The following is a 22,284-nucleotide window of genomic DNA, read 5'->3' as shown; positions in this document are numbered from 1 at the left end:
GGCGCGTTCAGTCCGTGGCAATGTCGTAGAAGCGCTGCGCGGTGCCTCGCCAGACTTGCGCCTGTTCGTCGGCCGACAGCTGTCCGATGAGGTTTTCGCTCACCGAGATCCAGCCCGCGTAGTCGCCGGCCAGCGTGAGGACCGGCCAGTCGCTGCCCCACATCAGGCGAGCGGGTCCGAAGCATTCGAGCAGGTGCTCCCATACCGGGCGCACCACGCGCACGGCCGCCTCGACGCTGCCGTGCGTCGACTGCGGCGCCTCGCCCCAGAGGCCCGAGAACTTGCAGCACACCTGCGGCAGCGCAGCGACTGCGGCGATCTCCTTGCGCCACTGCGCAAAGGCTTCGCTACCGTGCGCACCCACCGGCGGCTTGGCGCCGTGGTCGATCACCACGGGCAACCGCGGCCAGTCCTTCAGAAAGCGCAGCAGCGGCGACAGGTGCCTCGGCTTCACCAGCGCATCGAAGCGCAGCCCGAGCCGCACGAGCGCGCGCACCGCATCGGGATGCGGCATGCGCGCGATCCAGTCGTCATCGGGCAGGTCCTGCAGCATCGGCCGCACGCCCTTGAACTTCGGATGCCGCGCCATGCGCTCCAGCGATGCGGCGGCTTCGGGCCGGCCCAGGTCGACCCAGCCGACCACGCCGCCGATGATGTCGTGCGCGGCCGCGAGCTCATGCATGAAGCCGGTCTCGGCTTCGGAGTCGGCCGCCTGCACCAGCACGGTCCGCGTCACGCCATGCGCTTGCATGAGCGGCATCAGGTCTTGCGGCATGAAGTCGCGCACCAGCAGCTCCAGCGCCGGCACGTCGGCGCGCAGCCACGTGTAGTCGCCGCGCGCGGGCTGCCAGAAGTGCTGGTGCGAGTCGATGCGTGTGACCATGCGTTTCCAATCGTCGGCAGCTGGGCTGGGGTCCATGGCGGGGCTATTCATTCAGATCGCGAGGCCGTCGTCAATCGATGCGAACGGCAATGCGGCTTGGCGTTAGAACGTATGGCTGATACCGAAGTACGTGCCCGATTGCCGGCCGCCCGCGGGCGGGTTGTTGTTGGTGGCTTCCACCGAGAAGTTGGCCGTCGAGCTGTTGTAGACCTTGCCCACCGATGCATAGAGCAAGGTGCGCCTGGACAACGCATAGTTGGCGCCCAGCATGTACAGGTTGGCGCTGCCGGCGTTGCGGTTCTGCGTGACGCGGAACACGGAGCCGATCATGGTGAGCCAGGGCGTGACCTGGTAGTTGGCGCCGACCCAGTAGTGGTTGGCCTTGCTCGGCGCGGTGAGCGGTGCATCGGGCGCGGACAGGCGCTGGTAGCCGGCGAACAGCTTCAATGCATCGAAGGTCGCGGTACCGCCGAGCGTGAGTTCCTTCGACGTGAGGAACAGGTCCGAGTACTTGCCGTTCTTGTCGCGCGCCACGTCGTAGATGGCACGCACTTCGAACGAAGGCGCGGCATAGACCAGCGAGACGCCGTCCTTGCGCAGCTTGCTGAAGCCGTCGGTCTGCTCGCCGAGCCCGGTCTGCAGGGTGGCACTGAAGCCGCCCCAGGTCGGCGTGGTGTATTCGATGCCGTTGTCGTTGCCCTGCCAGTTGCGCCCGCGCACCAGCGTGGCGGTGCCGATGAACTGCTGGCCCGTCGGGTCGAGATACCAGACGTCGTTGGAGATCGACAGGTTCTTGCCGAAGACCAGCTTGCCCCAGTAGTCCTGCAGGCCGACATACGCGCGCCGGTTGAGCAGCAGGTCGGCGCCGTTGGGCTTGGCGGCAGGCAGGTCGAAACCACCTTCGAGCACGAACAGTGCGGTCATGCCGCCGCCCAGGTCCTCCGTGCCCTTGATTCCCAGCATGCTGGTACCCCACTGGTTGCCGGCGTGACGCCACAGGGTGCCGCCGCCGCGGCCGGACTTGTCGGCGATGTTGTTCTGGTAGTCGACACCGGCAACCGCGCGGCCGTAGAGAGTCACGCTGCTTTGGGCCTGCGCGCTCGTCGCGCCGAGCCCGAGGCAGACACATGCGACGCCGGCGTTGGCGATGGATCGGGAATTCAGCTTCTTCGTCATCTTCTCGTCTCCTTTTGTTGTTCCTGAACGGGGTATGAGGCGACCGGTCAAGGTCCCTGGTGTGTGACAGCTTTTTGGCCTTACCAATTGGCATGACCACTTTGCCATATTGCCGAATTGGCCTTACCAGAACAAACCCTTTTCGGGTTTTCCCGTGGAAAACAAGGGTGGCGGACGCAGATTGACTGTATTTACAGTGTCAAACTGGCATGACCAGATAGCCTCGCTGCGCCGCTGGGCACAGATCCAAATGCTTCCTCCCGCCAAACCCGCCGACACCCGGCGCCTCTATCAGCAGATCGCGGACCAGATCCGGACCTTCATCCGGGAGGGCAACCTGCCGCCCGGCGCGCGCTTGCCTCCGGAGCGGGAACTGGCATTGCAGCTGTGTGTGTCGCGGCCTTCGCTGCGCGAAGCGCTGATCGCCCTGGAGATCGACGGGCGCATAGAGATACGAATGGGTTCGGGCGTCTATGTCTGCGCGTCGCAAGACACGTCCGAGCGCGCAACGCCGGCGGTCGGCGAGAGCCCTTCCGAAATGATGCAGGCCCGCGCCATGCTCGAAGGCTCCGTGGTGACGCTGGCGTCGGCCCGCGTCACTTCACAGCAGCTCGAGCGCGTGAAGAACTGCCTGGAAGACATGCGCCAGGACGGCCTCCACGGCCGGTCGCAGCTAGAGAACGACCGGCGTTTTCACCTCGCCATTGCGGAGATGACGGAGAACTCCGTCCTTGTGCGGCTCGTGGGAGAGCTGTTCGACGGGCGGCACAGCCCGATCTCGTCGCGCATGAGCGCAAGCACCGAAGACTCGCAAGCCTGGAAGGCCGCGTTCGCCGAGCACGAGGCCATCTACCGCGCGCTGGAGGCGCGGGACCCTCAAGCCGCCGTGGCGGCGATGCTTCATCACCTGAGCGCATCGCATGCGCGATGGACGGGGGAAACGCAGGCATCCGTGCCCTGACCGGCACCTGCGCCCATCGCTGAAGCGCGGCGCGGTACGGCTATTCGGCGTACACGCCGGCCGCCTTGATGATCGGCGTCCACTTGGCGATTTCTTCGGTCACGAACTTCTTGTGGCCCGCGGGCTCGATGCGCCCGTCGGCCGCCACCACGGCGCCCAGCAGTTCTTCGCGGTGGATGAAGTCGGGGTCTTTCAGCGCGGTCTTCACCGCATCGCTCAGCTTCTTCAGCACCGGCGCGGGCGTGCCCTTGGGCGCATACAGGCCGTGCCAGATCGTGACCTGGAAGTTCTTCAGGCCGGCCTCGTCGAGCGTGGGCAGGTCTTTCAGCGCCGGCAGCGCGAGCCGCCTGGAGGTGGTCACGGCAAAGGCCTTGACCTTGCCGGACTGGATCTGCGGCGTGGTGTTGGTGGTCTGGTCGCACAGCAGGTCGATCTGCCCGCCGATCAGGTCGGTGATGGCCGGTGCGGTGCCCTTGTAGGGAACAGCGGTCATTTCGGTCTTGGTGGCGCTCTGGTAAAGCAGCCCGCACAGGTGCGAGGCCGAACCCACGCCGGCATTGCCGATGTTGATCTTGCCCTTGTTGGCCGCGATCCAGCTCGTCAGCTCCTTGTAGTTGGTGGCGGGGATGCTCGGCTTGGAGATGAGCGTCATCGGCACGTCGTTGACGATGCCCAGGTATTCGAAGTCGCTCTCCACCTTGAACGGCAGGTTGCGCACCAGGCTCGGCACGGTGGCCATCGCGATGTGGTTGAGCAGCAGCGTGTAGCCGTCGGGCGTGGCGCGTGCCACCTTGGCCGCGCCGATGGAACTGCCGGCGCCGGGCACGTTGTCGATGATCACAGTGCCGCCGCCCAGCGGCTTGCGCAGCGCCTCGGCCAGGTCGCGCGCGACGCGGTCGGTCGGGCCGCCGGCCGCGAAGGGCACGACGATGGTGATCGACTTGCCGGCCGGGAAGTCCTGCGCATGCGCGCCGGCGGCAATGGCGATCGCCGCGAGGGCGAACAGTTTTTTCATGAAGTCTCCGTTGCGTTGTCAAAAAAAGAAATTCAGGGCGCGCGCGAAGGCACGCGGCTTTCGAGCGCGGGCGGCTGCCATTGCGGCTGGATATGGCAGCCGTTCCTGCCGTCGGTGTCGAAGCGCGGCATCAATGCCCTGCACCGCTGCGCGAGGCCTTCGGGCGTGGGCTTCTCGCCCTTGTCGATCCAGTCGAGCAGCGCGGCAAAGAGCGCCGGGTATTCCGAATCGCTCAGATAGCTGTGCTCGCGCTCGCTGCTGAAGCTCTGCACCAGCAGGCTGCCGGTGCCGGCCGCGTCGCGGATGCGGCGGTACGCGTTCTCCAGCTCGACGAATGCCGTGGGGTCGTCTATCGCATGCAGGCCCACGGTCGGCAGCGAAGTGCGCCCTGTGGGCTGGCTGTCGGCCGCCAGCGCGCCCTTGGCCTGCGGGTCGGCCGCGTAGCGCAGCACGCCGGCATTGAGCGCCGCATCGTCGGCCGAGCCGCTGTAGACCGCGCCGATGTTGCCGAAGGGGTTGCGCCCGCCGAGCCGCTTCTGCACCAGGTCCTGGAACAGCCAGGTGGCCCACGTCAGGTGGCCGAGCAGCGAGCGCTCCTGGATCTTCACGACCGAAAGAATGGTCTTCAGGCGCGCGGCCTGCTCGGGCGTGCGCTGCGCGGCGGGCAGGCCGACGCCGGTGCATTCCTTCACGCGCGCGGCAAGGTCGGCGCGGGTGAGCTTCGAGTCGAGCGGCAGGCCCATCCACAGCGGGTACTGCGGCTCGTCGGGCTTCGGATGGTTGTGGCAGACGTACTGGTACACCACGCGCAGGTCGAGCCGGAAGTCGTAGGCGCTGTTGCCGCCGCCGAGCACGCCGCTGGTGAGCATCAGCCCGTCGTAGGGGCTCTTCGCTCCACCCGCGGGCGCATACAGTTCGGCCGCCTTCGCCGCCACGCCCGCGCCGTAGCTCTGCCCGTGCAGCAGCGTGCGATGCGGCTGGCCGAAGTGGCGCACGAAGATCTGGCGCAGCCGCTCGGTGTCTTCGGCGGCCATGGTCACGCCGTAGCCGCCGCGCCGGTAGGTGGCGCCGGCCCAGGCATAGCCGGCCTTCACGGTGACGGCCCAGCGCTTGAGGTCTTCCTCGCTGCGCTCGAGCTTGGGCGGACCGGTCTCGGGGCCGCCGTGGGCGTGCATCACGAGCACGCGGTTCGCGTTGTTCGCCCAGCCGCCCGGAATGGCGATCCAGTAGAGGGCGCCCGTGCCGTCCTCACCGGTATAGCAGCGGGTGGCCTCCGGCACCGGCGACGGGCAGGCAGCCGCCTGGGGCCCGGTGGGCGCCGCGTGGGCGGAAAGCATCGGCGCCGCGCCGATCAGCGCGAATGCCGCGAGGCAGAAGAGTCGTTTGTTCAATGGCGTACTCCGAATTCGAGCGCCGCGTTCGTCCCCGGGCTGGAGACGAAACCGAGGACGCCGCTGTTGAAGATGAAATTGCCCGGTCGGCCCGCATCGGCCTGCGCCACGCCGGGCACCGGCGTGTCGTAGCTCAGCCCCGCGGTCGCACCGCCGAGGCCAAGGTTGCCGCCGGCCACCGTGGCATCGTGGTTCTCGCCCTTGACGCTGACCAGCGCATAGCTGCCGTCGGCAACGCCGGCGGCAAGGCTCTGCTGCAGGCCATGCACGCGCATGCCGACGCTGGTGGCCGACTCGCGCACCAGGTGCAGCGGCACGGCAGCGCCGTTGACGAGGCCGATCACCATCGAGCCGGTGAGCGTGCCGCCGGTGGTCACGGCACCGCCGGTGGGCGAAGTGGTGAAGAGGTCGAAGGCGGCGCGCGCGGTGTTGTAGGCGACGTAGCCCTTCTCGGTCTGCGTGCAGTTGGCGTCGTAGACCATGAAGCCGCCCGAGACCGGGTCGCGGCAGTACTGGAAGGTGCCCGCGTTGCGCAGCCGCACCGACGAAGCGAAGGCATTGGCGCTGCCGGCGCCCTGCTGCACGCCCACCGCATTGAAGACGTTCGCCACCGGCTTGAAGTCGCCCGACACCGGCGCGGCCGAGAAGCTGTTCTGGAATGCCAGCAGCGGCGCGAAGCCTCCGCCGCTCGGCGCGTTCACGCCGCCCGACAGCACGCCGCCGGCGCCGAAGCTGAACACCGCCCCGCTCTCGGCGCTGGCATAGCTGCAGCTGCCTTCCGACACCAGCGAGCCGGTGCGCTGGGTGCCGGCGGCGCGCTGCAGGCTTGCGTCGATGGTCACGGTGTAGGCCATGGTGGCCGGGTCGATCTGCACGCGAAGTTCCTCGCCGAAGCTGTTGCCGCCTTTGTAGCTGGTCACGGAGGCGGGCAGGTTCGGGCAGGCCAGCGGGTCGCCGACTTCGGTCACGCAGCTGTAGTTGACGGCCGCGTCGAGGCTGCCGCTGCCACGGTACTTGGGCCACGACGGGAACTGGCACAGCGGACGCGTGCGGCCGTAGGTGCCGGCCACCGCATCCACCGCCACGCCGGTGGCGGGTGCGAGCCCGGCCTCCACCCAGCCTTCGAGCGCCGCCAGCGAATCCCAGTTGGGAATGAAGCTGCCGGTGCCGTGGCCCATGCCGGGCACGGTGTAGAAGCGCACGTTCTGGTCGACCGACGCCTGGCCCACCGTGGCGATGAGCTGCCTGTAGTAGTCGATGGTCGAGTTGGGGCTGATCACCTCGTCGGCCAGGCCGTGCAGCATGATGAGCCGGCCGCCGTGCGCGAAGAAGGGCGCGAGGTTCGGGTTGGTCGCGTCGGTGAGGTTCGACACCTCGGCCACGCGCGCGGCATGGCTGCCCGGGTCCAGCGGGTCGAAGGTCAGCGTGTCGAAGCCCGCGATGCGCGTGACGAAGAACTTCACCCACTGGTCGCCGGTGACGTACATGTTCGCATCGGACGACGTGGCCGGATTGCCCGGCACCTTGCGCGTGCCGAGATCACGCGTGGTGTAGGGGCCCGCCACCAGCGCGCCTTCGAGCAGGTTGTAGCCGCCCGCGCGCTTCACGCCGTTGGCCAGCGAATAGGTGGTGAAGTCCAGCGGCGACTCGATGGCGTGCACGGTGGCGATCTGCGCGTCCGACAGGCAGGTGTCGCCCGTATCGGCGCCGCCGCTGCAGCGCAGCGAGGCAATGATCTGCGCATTGAGCAGGCGGCAACTTTCGACGTTGCTCACGATGTTGTCGGCCGCGCCGTCGAGCTTGTCGCAGGCCTGCATCACGGTCCTCTGCACCAGCAGCGTCTTGGCCACGTTCATCCAGCCCGCGCCGCCGTTGTTGTAGAGCGCGCGGCCCACGGCCACGTTCGACAGCCGCGTGCCGGTGTAGTTGAGCGCGGGTTCGTTGGCGATCACGCCGTCGTAGTCCTCGGGCCAGCGCTGGATGTAGCTGAGCGCATCGCGCCCGCCGGTCGAGGTGCCCAGGAAGTAGGCGTGCTTCGGCTTCACCGCATAGCGCGCGAACACCAGCGCCTGCGCCACGTCGCGCGTCTTCTTGAGCGAATTGCCGCCGTAGTTGGCGAGCTGCTCGTCGTTGGCCGCGAACCTGCCGTCGGTGATGCTGCTCGACTGATGGCCGGAGTCGTCGCCGTAGGTGGCGTAGCCCAGCGCCAGCGGCGCGGGCTTGCCGGCGGGGCCGAAGCGGATGACCTCGGTGCCGTCGATGAGCACGCCGTCGAAACCGCCGCCGCCGAAGTGGATGGTCTTCTGGTTCCACTTCTCCGGCAGGTTCACCGCGAAGTTGATGACCGAGGCGCTCGGGTCGACCGGCTGGATGGTGCCGCGCACGCGGCAGTAGTCGCCGAGCGTGTTGCCCGCATCGCCCGCGGCCACCGGCGTGGCGCTGGTGACGGTGGCGCCCTGGGTGGGGAGGCTGATCAGCGTGGCAGGCAGGCTCTTGCCGTTCAGGTCGGCGCAGGCAACCACCGGTTGCACCGGCGCGGGTGGCTGGTTGTCCGGCGGATCGTTGGAGGGCGGGTTGTTGCCGCTTGCCGGGGGCGTGGCGGGCAGCAGGCCGACACCGCCGCCCCCTCCTCCTCCGCCACCACCACCGCAGGCGGCAAGGATCAGCGAAACCAGCGAAAGGCCGATCGCATACAGGACGGCACGAATCATCGATGCAGGGCGCGTTGTGCGCATGGGTTTGTCTCCGGCATGCGGCCTCGTCGGGCCGCTTGTTCTTGAATGGGCGGCCGGACGATAGATTCGGTGTGACTTAGGGTCAAATAAAATAAAAAGGCACTTTCAATACCAAAAACATATGGACATAAGGGCACTTCGCTACTTCGTGGCCGTCGCGGGCACCGGCCACATGACGCGCGCGGCCGAGCAGCTCGGCATCCAGCAGCCGCCGCTGAGCCTGCAGATCAAGGCGCTGGAACGCGAGCTGGGCATGCCGCTGTTCCGCCGCCACCCGCGCGGCGTGGCGCTCACCGACGCGGGCCGGCTGTTCCAGGCCGAGGCGCTGCGCATGCTGCAGGACATGGAGTCCATGAAGCAGCGCATGGCCCGCGTGGCCAAGGGCCAGGCCGGCACGCTGGCGGTCGGCTTCACCAGTTCGGCGGCGGCGCACCGCTTCATGCCCGAGGCGCTGCGCGCATTCCGCCGCGCCTACCCCCTGGTGGAACTGCAGCTGCGCGAGGACAACGCCGCCGAGCTCACCGAGGCTCTGGCCGCCGGGCGGCTGCACTGCGGCCTGCTGCGCGTGCCGGTGGCCCGGCCCGAGGGGCTGGTGTTCGAGACGATGCTGCGCGAACCGGTGCTGGTGGCCATGCCCAGCGACCATCGCTTTGCCCTCGCCCGCCCCAAGGCTTCGCGCCCGCTGCCGCTTGCCAGGCTGTGCGAGGAAGGCATCATCCTCGTGCGGCGTCCGGGTGCTCCCGGCCTCTATGCCGAGCTGCTCGCGCTGTGCCACGCCAAGGGGCTGCGCCCGCGCGTGGTGGCCGAAGTCGATCGCATGATGACCAACCTGAACCTCGTGGCCGCGGGCGTGGGCGTGTCGGTGGTGCCCGCCTCGATGACCGGCGTGCACGCGCACGCCATCGCCTACATGCGGCTGGCCGACGGCGGCCAGCTCGACGCGCCGCTCACGCTGGTGTCGCGCGCGGAAGAAGACAACCTGCCCGCGCAGCATTTCGCGGCGCTGCTGCGCAAGCTGGCAGGCGAGCACGCCGGCAACCACCCGTCGGCGCCATGAGCGCGCAGGCAAGACGCCGCTTCGCGCAGGGTGCGGGCGCCTTGCTCGCCGCTGCCTGCGCGGCGCCGGGCCTGCTGCGCGCGGCCCCTCCTGCCTGGCCGCAACGCGCGGTGCGGCTGATCGTGGTGTACCCGCCCGGCGGCGTGAGCGACGGCACGGCCCGCGTGCTGGCCGAACCGCTCGCACAGGCGATCGGCGCGCCGGTGCTGATCGAAAACCGCCCCGGCGCGGGCGGCAGCCTGGGCATGGACGCGCTCGCGCGTTCGGCGCCCGACGGCTGCACGCTGGCTTTCTCGGCCATCAGCCCGCTCACGCTGCATCCGCTGCTGGCGCGCGTGCCCTACGACCCGCAGCACGCCTTCGTGCCCGTGGCCAGCGTGATGCGCACGCCGGTGCTGGTGGTCGGCACGCCGGCCTTCGCGGGGCGCGGCTTCGGCGCGCTGATCGCACAGGCGCGCAGCCGGCCGGGCGCGGTGCGCTGGGCCACATCGGGCGTGGCCACCATCGGCCACATGGTGCTGGCGCAGGTGCGCATGCAAAGCCGCACCGACATCACGCACATCCCCTACCAGGGCGGCGGCCCGCAACTCAACGATGCGCTCAGCGGGCAGTTCGAGGTGCTGTCCACCAACGTGGCCGCGCAACAGCTGCAGTACATCGAGGGCGGCCGCTTCCAGCCGCTGGCGGTGGGCGCGCCCGCGCGCATCGAGGCCCTGGCCGAGGTGCCGACGCTGGCGGAACTGGGCTTCGAGAAGGCGAACCGCGATTCGCTCTTCGGCATCTTCGCGCCGGCGCGCACGCCGCCAGCGGTGGTGCAGCGGCTCAACGCCGAGATCAACCGCGTGCTGCGCAGCGACGGCGTGCGTGCGCGGCTGCGCGAGGCCTACAACCTGCCGGCCGGCGGCAGCACAGAAGATTTCGCGCGCGAGATCGCCATCGACCGGCGGCGCAACCGCGAGCTGGTGGCCGGCGACCGTTCGCAGTTCGACTGAGCGCGGCAGAGGCCGCGCCGTTCAGCCTTCGGCCCAGAGACGCGGATAGTCCTTCACGAAGCCGTCGGGCGTGGCGACCAGCACCGCGCTGTAGTCGAAGCGCCTTGCCTCGTAGGCGTACTCGGCTTCGCCGCGCCGCTCGTAGCGCTGCGCCAGTTCGCTCAGCACGCCGCCGTCCAGGTCCAGCCACGCGGCCGGGGCATCGGCACTCTCGCCCTTCTCGAGGTTGAGCCGCCGCAGCTGCAGCAAGTTGGTGGCGGGCGTGAAGCCCAGGTCCAGATCGACGCAATGCGACATGTCGGTCACGGCTTCGTCGTTGAGCTTCCAGTGGCCGCGCGCGTCTCGCGTGATCGACAGGTCGATGGCCGAGCCGCCGAGCCAGCCGCGCACGGTGCCCCATTGGGTGTGCCAGTGCAGGTCGCAGCGCACGCGGTAGTGCAGCTGGCCGATGCGGCCGTCTTCCATGCGGAACACGGCGGCACCGTCGAGTTGCCAGGCCGAGGCATTGCGTTCGAGGCGGCAGGCGTCGTGACCCGGTGCGTCGAGCCTGCGCCAGAGAATGGAGGCAACGGTTTGCATGGCGCGGATGATGGACCGGCATGCTGCGGTGCGCAAGCCTTGTCCCTTCGTCATGGCCGAAGAAAATTGGCCGCCGATGCATGCCGGACAATGCCGGGCACCATGACAAAGCTCCCCGCGGCGCTCGCGCTGCTCCTGTCCGTTTTCTTCTGCGGCGCCGGCCATGCCGCAGCCGCGCTGAAAGACGGCGACATCGTCTTCCACACCTCGCGCTCGGCGCAGAGCGTGGCAGTGCAGCGTGCCACCGGCTCGCGCTACAGCCACATGGGCATCGTGCTGATGCGGGGCGGCAAGCCCTACGTGTTCGAGGCGGTGTCGACGGTGCGCTACACGCCGCTCGCACAATGGACCGCACGCGGCAATGGCGGCCACTACGTGGTCAAGCGGCTGCGCGATGCCGACCGGCTGCTGACGCCGGGCGCAGTGGCCACGCTGCGCGCCCGCACCGCCGATTTCGAGGGCCGCCCTTACGACCTGACGTTCGAATGGTCGGACCAGCGCATCTACTGCTCCGAACTCGTATGGAAGCTCTACCAGCGTGCGCTGGGCGTGCGCATCGGCGAACTGCAGAAGATCCGCGAATTCAACCTGACGGACCCGGCGGTGCGCGCCAAGATGCGCGAGCGCTACGGCGACAAGGTGCCGATGGACGAGCCGGTGATCTCTCCGGTGGCGATGTTCGAGTCGCCGTTGCTCAGGACCGTCGAGACGCGCTGACGGTTTTTCAGGGCGGCGCTCACGCCGACGGGGTGCCTTGCTCCGCGAATGTCCCCCGGGCTTCGCCCTCCTCCTTTATTTCGCTGCGCAAGGCACCCCGCCGACGTGAGCGTTCAGAGCACCGGTTGATCGGCTCGCACAAGCGCTGCGTCCATCGTGCACAGGCCGCCGGGTGCTCCCCGCAGCGAAATAAAGGAGGAGGCCGAAGGCCGGGGGACATTCGCGGAGGGGAGTACCCGGCGGCCTGTGCACACGCCCTGAAAGTGCCCCCAAAAGCGCCCCTCAACAGGCAAGACAGTCCCACCCGCGAGACAATCGTTGCCGTGAGTTCCCAGCCCCCGTCAGCCCCGCGAATCCGCCGCATCGCCCACCTCGACATGGACGCCTTCTATGCGTCCGTCGAGCTGCTGCGCTACCCGCAGCTCAAGGGCCTGCCCGTGGTGATCGGCGGCGGCCGGCGGCGGGTGGACGAGGCCATCCGCGACCTGCCCGAGGGCGGCACCCTGGCCGACATTCCGGTCGACTCTTTTCCAAGGCTCAAGGACTACACCGGCCGCGGCGTGATCACCACCGCCACCTACCCCGCGCGCCAGTTCGGCGTCGGCTCGGCCATGGGGCTCATGAAGGCCGCCAAGCTGTGCCCGCAGGCCATCATCCTGCCGGTGGACTTCGACGAATACCGGCGCTTCTCGCGCGCCTTCAAGCAGGTCATCCTCGAAGTCGCGCCGCTCATGGAAGACCGCGGCGTGGACGAGGTGTACATCGACTTCACCGACGTGCCCGGCGGCCAGCGCGACGGCGGGCGCTCGCTGGCGCGGCTGCTGCAGAAGGCCATCTTCAGCGAGACCGGGCTCACCTGCTCCATCGGCGTGGCGCCCAACAAGCTCATCGCCAAGATGGCGAGCGAATTCAACAAGCCCAACGGCATCTCGGTGGTTTATGAAGACGACCTCGAATCGCGCATCTGGCCGCTGCCCTGCCGCAAGGTGAACGGCATCGGCCCCAAGGCCGACGAGAAGCTCAAGCGCTTCGGCATCGAGACCGTGGGCCAGCTCGCGGCGCGCGACCGCGACTGGCTCATCGCCAACTTCGGCAAGGCCACCGGCGCCTGGATGCACGAGGTGGCCTGGGGCCGCGACGACCGCCCGGTGGTGACCGAGAGCGAGCCCGTGTCGATGAGCCGCGAGACCACCTTCGACCGCGACCTGCACGCCGTGCGCAACCGCGCCGAACTGGGCGCGATCTTCACCAGGCTGTGCGAGCAGGTGGCCGCCGACCTGCAGCGCAAGGGCTACGTGGGCAAGACCATCGGCATCAAGCTGCGTTATGACGACTTCAAGATCGCCACGCGCGACCAGACCATCGGCCACTTCACCGCCGACGCCAAGACCATCCGCCAGACCGGCGGCCAGTGCCTGAAGCGCGTGCCGCTCGAACGCCCGCTGCGGCTGCTGGGCGTGCGCGTGGGCGCGCTGGCCAAGGCCGGCAGCCCCGAGGCGCTGGCGCCTGCCGGCAGCGCGCAGCGCGCGGCCTCGGAGCCGGTGGCGACCACGGCCTCTCTCTTCTGACGGGCGCCACCACCATGCTGAAACGCTGGCTCCGGAACACAGCATTCACACTGCTGGGGCTGGCCTCGCTGGTCGGGCTGTATGTCGCGGTCGCGTGCGCGCTGGTGTTCTGGCCGGCCAACGGCGCGAAGCCGGCGGGCGATGCACCCGCCGACGTACAGGCCTGGGTGCTGAGCAACGGCGTGCACACCGACTACGTGTTCCCGGTCCGCTCGGCCACCATCGACTGGCTGCAGGTGTTCCCGCTGAAAGACTTCAAGGCGCCGCCGCCCGATGCCGAGTACATCGCCATCGGCTGGGGCGACCGCGAGTTCTACCTGAACACACCCACCTGGGGCGACCTGACGGTCTCGCGCGCCTTCGGGGCGCTGTCGGGCGGCAACCGCTCGCTGCTGCACGTGAGCTACCTGCGGCGCGGGCAACTGGGCCGCGGCGCCTTCGAGCTGCCGCTGTCGCAGGCCCGGTACGCGCAGCTCGTCGGCCATGTGCGTGCGAGCCTGCCGCCGGGGCCGGCGCAAGCCATCGCGGGCGCGCACTACGACAGCCAGGACGCCTTCTACGAAGCCGAGGGCGCCTACAACCTCTTCGAGACCTGCAACACCTGGATCGGCCGCGGCCTGCGGCAGGCGGGCGTCACGGTGAGCCGCTGGACACCCTTCGACTTCACCGTGACCTGGCACCTGCAGCCGGCGCGGCCCTGACCAGGCAGGCTCAGGGCCTGGGCACGCCGCCCTGCCACTGCGGCCAGTTGGCCACGATGTGGTCGACCACGCGGCTGCCCACGCGCTCGACGTTCTCCACCGTCTCCGCAAAGCCGCCGGCCGTTTCGCCGGGGGCGGGGTCCAGGTGCTGCAGCGTGGTTTCCTTCGGGTTGCCCTGGTCGAAGTTGACCGCGCCGCGCAGGCTCATCACGCGGTCGGTGCCGTGGGTGCGCTTGATGACCAGCGTGATGGCGGCGGCCTCCATCTCGGTGATGACGTAGTCGTCCGCGCCGTAGAGCTTGGCGATGTACTGCGCCTGCTTCGACATGCCCGGGCCGTGGAAGAAGGTGTCGCCCGTCATGTGGGTGCCGGTGCCGACGAAGGGCGCGCGGCGGGCCGCCGCGTCGGGGTAGCGCAGGCGGTACTTGCGCGCCGACTCGGAGTCTTTCAGCGGCGTGTCGGCCGACAGCCTCATGGCCCAGCGCACGAGGTCGGGGTTGAGCTGGAAGCGGCGGTATTCCTCGTAGCCCTTGCGCGGCATGAAGGTCGGTTCGCCGGGCTTGTTTTCTTCAGGCGCCCAGCGGTGGCCCAGGTCGTAGTCGACCAGCCAGGTGCCCCAGTTCACTTCGCCGATGGTGCCGCGCGAGGGCGGCGTGCCGGCCACGCCGGAGATGACGTAGTAGGCCTGCGAAAAATCCAGCCGCGGGTTCAGCAGGATCGCCTGCATCGACGACGAGGAGTTGACCTTGCCCATGCCCAGCACCGCGCCGCACACGCCGTCGGTGTTGCAGTACACGGGCTGCAGCGCGCCGGGCACGGCGATGGGCTTGGCGTCTTTCCAGTAGCGCTCGTACCAGTGCTGGAACTCGCCGGCACGGTCGCCCGTGTTCTGGCCGATCTCGAACATGGCGGCGACGAACACCTTGACCTTCACGGGCGGTGCGGAAGCCGTGGCCGGCACGGCGGTGGAGGTAGAAGTGGAAGCGCAGCCCGCGGCAAGCAGCGCGGTTGCCGGCAGCAGGAGCCAGCGGGTACGGAAGGACGAAGGGCGAGAAGACATGGAGAAGCTCGATGAGGGAAAGAACAGACGGCCCGCATTTGCGGCGTCCTACAGGCCGTGATTGTCGGCGCTGGCAAAAACGGTGCGTACCACCACGCAAACCCCATGCCGGCCACTGTTCTTTCCACCTCTCCCGTGTCGCAGCCGTCCGCGCGGCCACCGTCGAAGCCCACGCCCATCGCCAACGGGCTGGTCTACGTGAACCCCGACATGCCGGGCATTCGCCGCCTGAAGCACGGCACGCGCTTTCGCTACCGCGACGCCAAGGGCCAATGGCTGCGCGACGTGGACGAAATCTCGCGCATCCGCATGCTGGCCATTCCGCCGGCCTACACCCAGGTCTGGATCTGCCCGCTGCCCAACGGCCACCTGCAGGCCACCGGCATCGACGCGCGCGGGCGCAAGCAGTACCGCTACCACGCCGACTGGCGCGTGATGAAGGACGAGACCAAGTTCGAGCGGCTCGAAGCCTTCGCGCTCGCGCTGCCGCGCATCCGTGCCCGCGTGGCGCGCGACCTGCAGGCCGACAGGAAAAACAAGGCGCCCGACCGCAGCCAGGTGCTGGCGGCGCTGGTGCGCCTGCTCGACACCACCCTGCTGCGCATCGGCAACGAGGAGTACGCAAGCAGCAACGGCTCCTACGGCCTCACCACGCTGCGCAACCGCCATGTGGACGTGCACGGCACCGCGCTGCGGCTGCGCTTCAAGGGCAAGAGCGGCGTGATGCACGAGGCCAGGCTGGAAGACCCGCGCGTGGCCAAGGTGGTGCGGCAGTGCCAGCAGTTGCCCGGGCAGGCCCTGTTCCAGTACGCGGGCGAAGACGGCGAGCTGCACAGCGTGTCGTCCACCGACGTGAACGACTATCTTGCCGAAGCCTCGCCCGGCGAACGCTTCACCGCCAAGGACTTCCGCACCTGGCACGGCACGGTGCAGGCCCTGGAGCTCACCCGGCTGGCCTGCGAGCCGGGGCGCAGCGCGACGGACGGCACCCGCTACCGCGCCAAGGACATCCTCGCGGCAGTCGCCAAGCAGCTCGGCAACACGCCGGCGGTCTGCAAGAAGGCCTATGTGCACCCGGCCGTGCTGGCGCTGGGCAGCGCGCTGTCGGACAACGATGAAGACGCCGCCACCGCGCTGTTCGAGAAGATCGCGGGCCGCAAGACCGCGCGGCCTTCACGCGGGCTCTATGCGGCCGAACGCCGGCTGCAGGCCTTCCTGCGCACGCACCGGCAAGCGCAGGCGCGTGCTGCGGCGGGCGACAGCCGCCGAGGCGGCAGGAAGGTTCAGGCCGCGGTGGCGAGCGCGAAGCGCACGCTGTCGCCGTCCACGGCGACGACGTAACCCAGGTCTTCCGCCAGGTTCTGCAGCGCGACGGCATCGATGGCCAGCGCGCGCGGCGCACGATGCGCATCGAGCACGGCGTCGGTGGCGCCCGCTTCGCGCGGCATTGCAGAAAGCCGCAGCGCATTGGCGCCTTCGGCCTGCACGCGGATCGTGCCGGCTTCGTCGGCACTGTCGTGCAGGTAGCCCAGCACGCCGAGGAACAGATAGCGCAAGGCCGCCGCCGCGGGCCAGCGTTGCTCGTCCTCGCTCGGTTCGAGCGCGGGGTCGATGTCGAGCGTCACGCCGTGCAGGTCGAAGGCCGCGCGCATCAAGGTCGTGCATTGCGCCACCAGCGCGCTGCGGGCGATGCCGTCGTCGGTGGTCGCCAGTTCCCAGTCGCGCAGCGAGCGGATGGCACCGACCAGTTCGGCCACCTGGTTGTCGATCAGCGCCACGCGCTCTTCGCAGGCGGCGGCATCGACGGTGGCTGCGCTGACCTGCCGCTTGAGCATCAGCAGCGCCATGCGGATCACCGAGACCGGCGCCGCCATGTCGTGCCGCAGGGCGGGCAGGGCCCGGGTGAGAAGTTCGTGGCGCACGCCTGCGGCGATCCAGCTGCGCGCACTGGGAGAAGACTTCATTGCGCGGCTGCCAGAGGCGTGGGGTTCATCGGCACGGTCACGGGTACTTCCTGAAACGAGAGGGAGTAACAAGTATCGTGCCCGGCTACCGCGCCGGGTGTAGGAGCGAGCCTACGAGCCTCAGGGCTTGCCCAGGTAGGTGCGCACGTCCTTCACCAGCACACCGGCGGCGGCGATGGCCGAGCGCAACTGCGCTTCGGTCACGCCCAGCGTCTGGGTCCAGTAGCGCACTTCGTGCGCCTCGTTCACGTTGATGCGGGCGGCGTCTGGCGGCCCGCGCTTGCTCAAGTCATCGGCCATGGTGATTTCCTTTGTAGAAGGAACCACGATGCGGCGCGCCCCGGAGGCGCGTGGAAGGACTGCGGCGCACCCGCTTGCAGGAAAACGCGAAGCGCCCGGCGGCACACCTGCCTACGCTGCGCGCAGCCGCGCCTGCAGTTCGCGCTTGAGCAGCTTGCCGTTGGGGGTGGTCGGCATGGTATCGATCACCTCGATGCGGGTGGGGCGCTTGTAGGGCGACAGGTGCTCCGCCAGGTGTGCGCGCAGCGCCGCCTCATCGAGCACCGCACCCGGCTCCAGCTCCACGAAGGCGACCACCTGCTCGTTGCCATCCGCCTCTGGCACGCCGACCACCGCGCACAGGTGCACGCCGCCGAAACGGCCGATGACCGCCTCGACCTCCGCCGGATAGACATTGAAGCCCGAGCGGATGATCATTTCCTTGAGTCGGCCGACCACGAACAGCGCGCCGTCGGGGCCGAAGCGCCCGAGGTCGCCGGTGGCGTACCAGCCGCCGGGGCGCATCACCTGCGCGGTGGCGGCCGCGTCGCGGAAATAGCCGAGCATGAGGCCCGGGCCGCGCAGCCAGATCTCGCCGGTGTCGCCTTGCGGCACGTCGCGCCCCTCGATCGACACGATGCGGGCCTCGCCGCCCTCCACCGCATGGCCGGCCGCCGTGTCCGAACGCGGGGCTTCCGTGCGCGTGAGGAACACCGAGCCCGCGTACTCCGAGAGCCCGTAGCCGTAGTGCAGCGGCTGGCCGAACAGCCGCTCCACGCGCTGCTTGAGCGCGGGGTCGAGCGGAGCCGAACCGGTGTACACGTAGCGCAGATGCGGAAAGCGCGGCACCACGCGCTCGCTGTCGATGTGGGCCAGCAGGCGCGCGTACATGGTCGGCGGCCCGAGCAGGTTGGACACCTGCTCGTGCGCCAGCGCCTGCAGCATGTCGGCCGGCGAGAAGCTGCCGCGCAGCACCAGCGAAGCGCCGCCGGTGAGCGCGGCCATCAGCACGGTGCCGATGCCGAAGATGTGCGTCATCGGCAGGAAGGCGTAGGCACGGTCGCGTTCGCTCAGCGCCCTCACGCCAGCCGACACCCGCCCGAAGTGCAGCAGCCCGCGGTGCGAGACCATCACACCCTTCGGCGTGCCCGAAGTGCCGGAGGTGAAGATGATGGCGGCGGTGTCGGCCAGGGCCGGGTCGGGCTCGGTGCGCGCTTCTTCGCGCGTTGCCGAGCGCATCACGCCCGCAAGCGAGGACGGCACCGCACCGGCGCGCCGGGCGTGCTGTTCGGCCGCCTGCGAAGCGCTTGTGGTGAAGCAGCAAAGGCGCGCGTCCGCCCGTTCCACGATCGCCGCGATCTCGCCCGGCGACATGCGCGCATTCACGCCGCAAGACCATGCGCCGATGCGGCTGCACGCCATCAGAAGCGCGATGTGCGCGGCGCAGTTCTCGGCCACCAGCACCACGCGGTCGGTCGGACGCACGCCGGCGTCCAGCAGGTCTTGCGTGGCGGTTTCGGCCATTGCCTGCAGCGCCGCGTAGGTGGTCGTGGCGCCGGGCTCGAAAAGAAAGACTGCCTCCGGCGTGCGTGCCGCGCGGGCCTCCAGCAGCTCGTGAATGCGTGATTGCCGCATCGCCTATTCCGCCTCGATGCCCTTGGACGCGGTGGCCCAGAGCTGCCGGTCCGACTTGCCCTTGGTAGCGAGCAGGTCGGCCGCGCCGGACCACACGTCGTAGCCCTGCTCGCGCAGGCGGCTCGCGATGTCTTCGCGCGCCAGCATCTTCTGCGCGGCGACATTCATGCGCACGACCAGTGCCGGGTCCATGCGCGCCGGGCCGTACAGGCCGAACCAGCCGCCCACGTCGTAGCCCGCCACGCCCGACTCGATCATGGTCGGCACCTCCGGCAGCATGCGGTTGCGCTGGCGCGAGGTGACGGCCAGCGCGCGCACCTTGCCGGACTGGATGAAGGGCTTGGAGGTCGCGATGATGTCGAACATCATCGTCACCGTGCCCGCCATCACGTCGGCCAGCGCGGGTGCGCTGCCCTTGTACGGCACATGGGTGAGCTGCACGCCGGCCATCTTCTCGAGCAGCGCGCCGCTCAGGTGGTTCGAGGCGCCCACGCCCGCCGAGCCGTAGAACACCTTGCCTGGCCGCGCTTTCGCATATTCGAGCAGCTCGGCCACGCTGCGCACCGGCACGTCGTTGTTGATGACGAGCACGTTGGTGTAGTCCACCAGCGGCGCGATGGGCACGAGGTCCTTCATCGGGTCGAACGCCATGTGCCGCTGCACGTTGGGGTTGATGGTGATGGTCGGGCTCGCGCCGAAGAACAGCATCGTGCCGTCGGCCGCGGCCTTGGCCACCGCGTCGCCGCCGAGCGAGCCGCTCGCGCCGGGCCGGTTGTCCACGATCACCTGCGTGCCCAGCGCCTGGCTCAGCGCCGGCGCGAGCAGGCGCGCGGCCCCATCCACCGGGCCGCCGGCCGAATAGCCGACCACCAGCTTGATGAGCGGCGGCAATGGCTGCTGCGCGAAGGCGCGGTGCGGCAGTGCGCCGAGTGCCGCGCCGCCGGCCAGCCCGGCCATGAGTTGGCGGCGCGAGAAGTGAGTCGATGTCATGAGCGTTGTCTCCTGTTGTTGATCTACAAGTCAGGCTCGAAAGCCAGGCAGGACTGTTCTTTCGTGAAACACCGCGGAACCGGCTTTGCCGGGCCGCAGGTGTTGCCCCCGGTAGGGGGTTGGCGAAGCGACACGAAGTGCGCGAAGACTGGGGGCGAGCCTCATGCAGGCAAATCGAGGACTTGCCGCGCGAGGATGTTGCGCTGTATCTCGTTGGTGCCGCCGTAGATCATTGCGGCCGTCGAACCGATGAGCGGCGAGAGCACGTTGAAGCTCTGCCCGTCGAGCACCTGGTCGCCGGCCACGGCGCCCTGCTCTTCGGCCGCCTCGACCAGCAGCGCGCCGATGCGGTGATAGGTCTCGCTGGCCCAGATCTTCAGCAGCGACACCGAAGCGGGCAGCGGCTTTCCGGCCCGCACGATGTTCGCGAAGCCCGTGTACGCCGCCGACAGGTCGAGCACGTCGAGCCGCAGCGCCGCGAAGCGCTGCGCGAACACCGGGTCGGCAAACAGCCGCCGCGCCTGCGCCAGCCGCGCAAGCTGCCCCAGCGCGTACTGCGACTGCTTGGGGCTGCCCAGGAAGATGCGCTCGAAGCCCAGCAACGCCTTCGCAATGGTCCACCCGCCGTGCAGCCTGCCGACCAGGTTTTCCGCCGGCACGCGCACGTTGTCGAAGAACACCTCGCAGAACTCCGGCTCGCCGGCCAGCGTGCGGATCGGCCGGATGGTGATGCCCGGCGTGCGCAGGTCGCACAGCAGGAAGCTGATGCCCTCCTGCTTGCGCGCGTCCTTGTCGGTGCGCACCAGCATGAAGATGTGGTTGGCGTCCTGCGCGAGCGTGGTCCAGATCTTCTGGCCGTTGACCACGAAGTGCTCGCCCTGCGCGTCGCGCGCCGGCATCGCCTCGGTGCGCAGGCCCGCGAGGTCCGAACCGGCATTGGGCTCCGAGTAACCCTGGCACCACACATGCTCGCCGCTGAGGATGCGCGGCAGAAAGCGCTGCTGCTGTTCGGGCGTGCCGTGCTGTATGAGCAGCGGGCCGATCATCACGATGCCCTGGTCGGGCGCGCGCGCCACGCCGTGCTGCTCCAGCTCCTCGATCCACGCGATGAGCTTGTCGGCCGGCAGACCCATGCCGCCGTGCGCCTGCGGCCATGCGGGCGCGATCCAGCCTTGCGCCGACAGCGTGAGATACCACTCGCGCATCTCGCTCCATCGCGCGCGGTGCGACAGGTAGCGAAGCTGCTGCGGATAGCGCTGCTGCAGGAAGGCGCGCACCATGCGGCGGAAGTCGGCCTCGGGCAACGCCGCCCAGTCGGCGGTGCGGGGGAATCCGCCCTGCCACTGCGCAGTGCCCGCTGCCGCCTCCGCATCGCGCGACAGCGATGCATGCCGGTGCCGGTGCGCGCTGGCATTGCCCAGCCAGGCCGACAGGCACAGCACGCGCTTGTAGAACAGGCTCAGGTCGCATTCCTGCGTGTAGCCGATGGCGCCATGCAGCTGCACCGATGCGCGCGAGGCCTGCAGCGCGGCCGCCGTGCAGCGCGCATTGACGCGGCTGGCCTCGGCCTCCATGCGCTCTGCCGTCGGTTCCTGCCCCGCCTGCGCCAGCACCTCGTCCAGCGTCGCCTTCGCCACTTCGAGGTGGATGAACATGTCGACGCAGCGGTGCTGCAGCGCCTGGAAGCTGCCGATGGGCTTGCCGAACTGCGAGCGCGTGCGCAGGTAGGCCAGCGTCTGCGCGAGCATGGCCTGCCCCGCGCCCAGCAGCTCGGCCGACTGCAGGATCTGCCCGCCCGCGAGCGCCCGGCGCAGCGCCTCCTGCGCGGCCGGGCCCTCGGCCAGCACAGCGTCGGCCGGCAGCCTGACGTGCTCGAAGCGCAGGTTCGACGCCTGGCTGCCGTCGACCAGCGGCACCGGCGTTTCGCTCACGCCCACGGTGCCGCGCGGCACCCACAGCAGCACCGCGTCGTCTTCGCCACGCGCCGACACCAGCCAGCCGCTGGCGGCGGCGCCGGGCAGCACCATGAGCTTTTCGCCCTGCAGCAGCACGCCGCCGGCATCGCCCGCCAACGCTTCGCAGCCGCAGGCCAGCGGCACCGCGCTGAGGTCGCCCGCGCTCTCCTGCCACGCCAGCGCCGGCAGGCTGCGGCCCGCGACCAGTTCGGCCAGCAGCGTATCGGCGCGCGGGGTGTGCAGCGCCGACAGCAGCAGCGCGCCGAGGCCAGCCACGGCCAGCAATGGCTCCGGCGCCGCGTGCTCGCCGGCCGCGCGCAGAATTTCCGCCGCACCGGCCAGCCCCAGCGCGAGGCCGCCGGCCGATTCGGGCGCCAGCATGCCGGGCCAGCCCAGGGCGGCGATGTCGCGCCAGCCTTCGGCCTCGTCGGCATCCGGTTGTTCCATGCGCTGGCGCCGCCGCTGGGTGGCGCGGCTGCGAACGAAGTAGTCGAGCGCCGATTCGCGCACCGCCGAAAGTGATTCAAGGTCCATCGCCGCAGCGTGCCCGAAGACCCCGCCGCCGAGCATTTGCATTTGCCGAAGGGAGGGTTTCGCATTCAGAGAGCCACCCCGCGCGAGGCGGG

Annotated in this window: 19 protein-coding genes; 7 read left to right on the top strand and 12 right to left on the bottom strand. The window is 69.4% G+C overall.

Annotated elements, in window-relative coordinates:
• Window positions 1-7: 7 nt before the first annotated feature.
• Both WIX39_RS10950 and WIX39_RS10945 read right to left on the bottom strand, forming a co-directional pair.
• Entirely contained in the window at window positions 8-883 is an 876-nt protein-coding gene (locus WIX39_RS10950; protein ID WP_106935354.1) for an amidohydrolase family protein, read from the bottom strand.
• A 102-nt stretch (window positions 884-985) separates the two neighbouring features.
• A complete protein-coding gene (locus WIX39_RS10945; protein WP_409196341.1) occupies window positions 986-2,047 on the bottom strand; it encodes a porin in 1,062 nt (353 codons plus the stop codon).
• A gap of 262 nt (window positions 2,048-2,309) precedes the next feature.
• Here WIX39_RS10945 and WIX39_RS10940 point away from each other — a divergent pair, with 262 nt between their 5' ends.
• Window positions 2,310-3,020, top strand: a complete 711-nt coding sequence (locus WIX39_RS10940) for a FadR/GntR family transcriptional regulator (protein ID WP_409195037.1) — start codon at window positions 2,310-2,312, stop codon at window positions 3,018-3,020.
• Window positions 3,021-3,060: 40 nt separating this feature from the next.
• On the opposite strand, the gene WIX39_RS10935 is transcribed toward WIX39_RS10940, so the two are convergent.
• From WIX39_RS10935 to WIX39_RS10925, 3 genes are read right to left on the bottom strand one after another with little or no spacing between them, the layout of a single operon-like run.
• Window positions 3,061-4,035 (bottom strand): tripartite tricarboxylate transporter substrate-binding protein, encoded by a 975-nt coding sequence (locus WIX39_RS10935; protein ID WP_409195036.1) that lies wholly within the window; start codon window positions 4,033-4,035, stop codon window positions 3,061-3,063.
• Window positions 4,036-4,067: 32 nt separating this feature from the next.
• Window positions 4,068-5,372, bottom strand: a complete 1,305-nt coding sequence (locus WIX39_RS10930) for a hypothetical protein (RefSeq protein WP_409196340.1) — start codon at window positions 5,370-5,372, stop codon at window positions 4,068-4,070.
• 50 nt (window positions 5,373-5,422) lie between these two features.
• On the bottom strand, window positions 5,423-8,161 hold the full coding sequence (locus WIX39_RS10925; RefSeq protein WP_409195035.1) for a tannase/feruloyl esterase family alpha/beta hydrolase: 2,739 nt from the start codon (window positions 8,159-8,161) through the stop codon (window positions 5,423-5,425).
• 121 nt (window positions 8,162-8,282) lie between these two features.
• Between WIX39_RS10925 and WIX39_RS10920 the strand changes: the two genes are divergently transcribed.
• A complete protein-coding gene (locus WIX39_RS10920) occupies window positions 8,283-9,218 on the top strand; it encodes a LysR family transcriptional regulator (RefSeq protein ID WP_106935358.1) in 936 nt (311 codons plus the stop codon).
• Window positions 9,215-10,210 carry a Bug family tripartite tricarboxylate transporter substrate binding protein gene (locus tag WIX39_RS10915; RefSeq protein ID WP_106935359.1) on the top strand — a complete coding sequence of 332 codons (996 nt, stop codon included), beginning with the start codon at window positions 9,215-9,217 and terminating at the stop codon, window positions 10,208-10,210. The genes WIX39_RS10920 and WIX39_RS10915 overlap by 4 nt, the downstream gene beginning before the upstream one ends.
• A 21-nt stretch (window positions 10,211-10,231) precedes the next feature.
• Here WIX39_RS10915 and WIX39_RS10910 read toward each other — a convergent pair whose 3' ends face one another.
• The gene (locus WIX39_RS10910) at window positions 10,232-10,789 is read right to left on the bottom strand and encodes a putative glycolipid-binding domain-containing protein (protein WP_081265858.1); all 558 of its coding nucleotides are present in this window, start codon (window positions 10,787-10,789) and stop codon (window positions 10,232-10,234) included.
• Window positions 10,790-10,891: 102 nt separating this feature from the next.
• On the opposite strand from WIX39_RS10910, the gene WIX39_RS10905 reads away from it, so the two are divergent.
• The 3 genes from WIX39_RS10905 (at window position 10,892) to WIX39_RS10895 (ending at window position 13,775) form a co-directional block, all read left to right on the top strand.
• A complete protein-coding gene (locus WIX39_RS10905) occupies window positions 10,892-11,506 on the top strand; it encodes a YiiX family permuted papain-like enzyme (protein WP_409195034.1) in 615 nt (204 codons plus the stop codon).
• A gap of 377 nt (window positions 11,507-11,883) precedes the next feature.
• Complete coding sequence (gene dinB / locus WIX39_RS10900; RefSeq protein ID WP_409196339.1) at window positions 11,884-13,074, top strand: DNA polymerase IV; 1,191 nt, start codon at window positions 11,884-11,886, stop codon at window positions 13,072-13,074.
• A gap of 14 nt (window positions 13,075-13,088) precedes the next feature.
• Window positions 13,089-13,775, top strand: a complete 687-nt coding sequence (locus tag WIX39_RS10895) for a TIGR02117 family protein (protein WP_409195033.1) — start codon at window positions 13,089-13,091, stop codon at window positions 13,773-13,775.
• Window positions 13,776-13,785: 10 nt separating this feature from the next.
• Here the strand turns inward: WIX39_RS10895 and WIX39_RS10890 are convergent, their stop codons facing one another.
• Window positions 13,786-14,835, bottom strand: a complete 1,050-nt coding sequence (locus WIX39_RS10890; RefSeq protein WP_199851944.1) for a purine-nucleoside phosphorylase — start codon at window positions 14,833-14,835, stop codon at window positions 13,786-13,788.
• A 105-nt stretch (window positions 14,836-14,940) separates the two neighbouring features.
• On the opposite strand from WIX39_RS10890, the gene WIX39_RS10885 reads away from it, so the two are divergent.
• Window positions 14,941-16,176 (top strand): DNA topoisomerase IB, encoded by a 1,236-nt coding sequence (locus WIX39_RS10885; protein WP_106937526.1) that lies wholly within the window; start codon window positions 14,941-14,943, stop codon window positions 16,174-16,176.
• Here WIX39_RS10885 and WIX39_RS10880 read toward each other — a convergent pair.
• The 5 genes from WIX39_RS10880 to WIX39_RS10860 form a co-directional block, all read right to left on the bottom strand.
• Window positions 16,119-16,799 carry a hypothetical protein gene (locus WIX39_RS10880; protein WP_106935362.1) on the bottom strand — a complete coding sequence of 227 codons (681 nt, stop codon included), beginning with the start codon at window positions 16,797-16,799 and terminating at the stop codon, window positions 16,119-16,121. The two genes, WIX39_RS10885 and WIX39_RS10880, sit on opposite strands and share 58 nt — an antisense overlap.
• 120 nt (window positions 16,800-16,919) lie before the next feature.
• The gene (locus WIX39_RS10875) at window positions 16,920-17,099 is read right to left on the bottom strand and encodes a DUF3606 domain-containing protein (RefSeq protein ID WP_081265779.1); all 180 of its coding nucleotides are present in this window, start codon (window positions 17,097-17,099) and stop codon (window positions 16,920-16,922) included.
• A gap of 111 nt (window positions 17,100-17,210) precedes the next feature.
• Window positions 17,211-18,713 (bottom strand): class I adenylate-forming enzyme family protein, encoded by a 1,503-nt coding sequence (locus tag WIX39_RS10870; RefSeq protein WP_106935363.1) that lies wholly within the window; start codon window positions 18,711-18,713, stop codon window positions 17,211-17,213.
• Between the two features lie 3 nt (window positions 18,714-18,716).
• Window positions 18,717-19,703 (bottom strand): Bug family tripartite tricarboxylate transporter substrate binding protein, encoded by a 987-nt coding sequence (locus WIX39_RS10865; RefSeq protein WP_106935364.1) that lies wholly within the window; start codon window positions 19,701-19,703, stop codon window positions 18,717-18,719.
• 161 nt (window positions 19,704-19,864) lie between these two features.
• Window positions 19,865-22,192 (bottom strand): acyl-CoA dehydrogenase, encoded by a 2,328-nt coding sequence (locus WIX39_RS10860; protein WP_106937527.1) that lies wholly within the window; start codon window positions 22,190-22,192, stop codon window positions 19,865-19,867.
• Between the last annotated feature and the right edge of the window lie 92 nt (window positions 22,193-22,284).

The organism is Variovorax sp. AB1(2024) (assembly GCF_037482385.2).
Lineage (GTDB): Bacteria > Pseudomonadota > Gammaproteobacteria > Burkholderiales > Burkholderiaceae_C > Variovorax.
This window is presented reverse-complemented; position numbering and strand designations above follow the sequence as displayed.